The following is a 1,330-nucleotide window of genomic DNA, read 5'->3' as shown; positions in this document are numbered from 1 at the left end:
TATTTCTCTCATACTTCGAAAGAACAGGAAGTGAGGTTTTATATGGAGAGGCGGGTGTGATAGCCTAATTTAGCCCAGCCAACTGTTTTCCAAATAGCTGGGTCTTGGCGTGAAAATCATGCCCGCAGAGGCTCCATGTCAAACCGAACGTATTTAGTATGTTCGCCACAAAAAGGAAGGTCCTTCCTCTAGTTAAGTTATTCGATTGTAGAGCCATATCTTGATTCAAACATGGACTTGAGTTCATCTTTTACCGACGCAAATTCAGTTATTGCTCTTTTACTCCACCTTTCGTTATAGTCTTTCGAAACAAGGTAGACAATTTTTTCTACAGCCTTTTCGCTCGGGAGACTATTCATGCTTTTCGTACGTTTTTTTACTTCTTTAATAGTACGCTCAATGGTGTTAGTGGTATAGATCTGAGGTTGAATAATCCTTGGGTAATCAAGAAACGTTAATAAGACCGAAAGATCTTCTTCCCATGAAGAAATCACCTTTGGGTAGATCTTATTCCAGGCCTCTTTTAGCTCACTAAAACATTGTAGAGCTTGCTCTTTGGAACTTGCTTTGTAGACCTTTTTAAGGTCCTTTGTGAAAGCCTCTTTATCTCGCTGGCGAATGGAAGAAAGTACGTTCCGTACTTTATGAACTACACAACGCTGTACGTCGGCTTTGGGGTATACTTCCTTGAAAGCTTTTTCGAGACCACTAAGCCCATCAAATACACCCAATAATACTTCTTCCAAGCCTCTATTATGAAGGTTAGTTAAGATTTCTTTCCACCCAAGCGCACTCTCTTTCCCCCCGACATAAAACCCTACGATCTCTTTATGCCCTTCGTCAGTAATCCCTACTATCACGTAAACCACTTCGCTATCCACGTCTTGCCGGCGTAATTTCAGGTAAGTTCCATCTAAGTAGAGAACGCTATATCTTTTGTCGAGAGGGCGTTGCTGCCATTCATCAATTTCTTCTACCAACACATCTGTAATGTTGCTAATGGTAGTTGCGGAATACGAATCCCCTAGAATTCTCTCAATAAATGTACCAATTTCACGTGTGCTAAAGCCCTTTTGGTACATCGTTATAATGCTTTCCCCGAGCCATTTTTCTCTCCGTTGGTAAGGGTCAAATAGGTTTGTTTGAAAATGCCCGTCACGATCTCTTGGTATGGAAAGTTCTTCAATTCGTCCGTATCTTGTATCTAAACCCCGCTCATAATAACCATTTTTACTATTTTTAAGTTCTGGGTGCTCTACTTCAAAGTAATTCTTAAATTCCTCTTTTAATATCACCTCTAATTTTTCTTGAACAAAATTACGGACCATAG

Annotated in this window: 1 protein-coding gene; it reads right to left on the bottom strand. The window is 40.2% G+C overall.

Annotated elements, in window-relative coordinates; translation table 11 throughout:
- Window positions 1–197: 197 nt before the first annotated feature.
- On the bottom strand, window positions 198–1,328 hold the full coding sequence (locus K3T81_RS19315) for an IS256 family transposase (protein ID WP_238022198.1): 1,131 nt from the start codon (window positions 1,326–1,328) through the stop codon (window positions 198–200).
- Between the last annotated feature and the right edge of the window lie 2 nt (window positions 1,329–1,330).

The organism is Oceanobacillus jordanicus (assembly GCF_022095695.1).
Lineage (GTDB): Bacteria > Bacillota > Bacilli > Bacillales > Amphibacillaceae > Oceanobacillus_B > Oceanobacillus_B jordanicus.
This window is presented reverse-complemented; position numbering and strand designations above follow the sequence as displayed.

Bases quoted from the DNA above. Each gene is read 5' to 3' on its own strand.
- K3T81_RS19315 (WP_238022198.1), bottom strand. From the start codon at position 1,328: ATGGTCCGTAATTTTGTTCAAGAAAAATTAGAGGTGATATTAAAAGAG.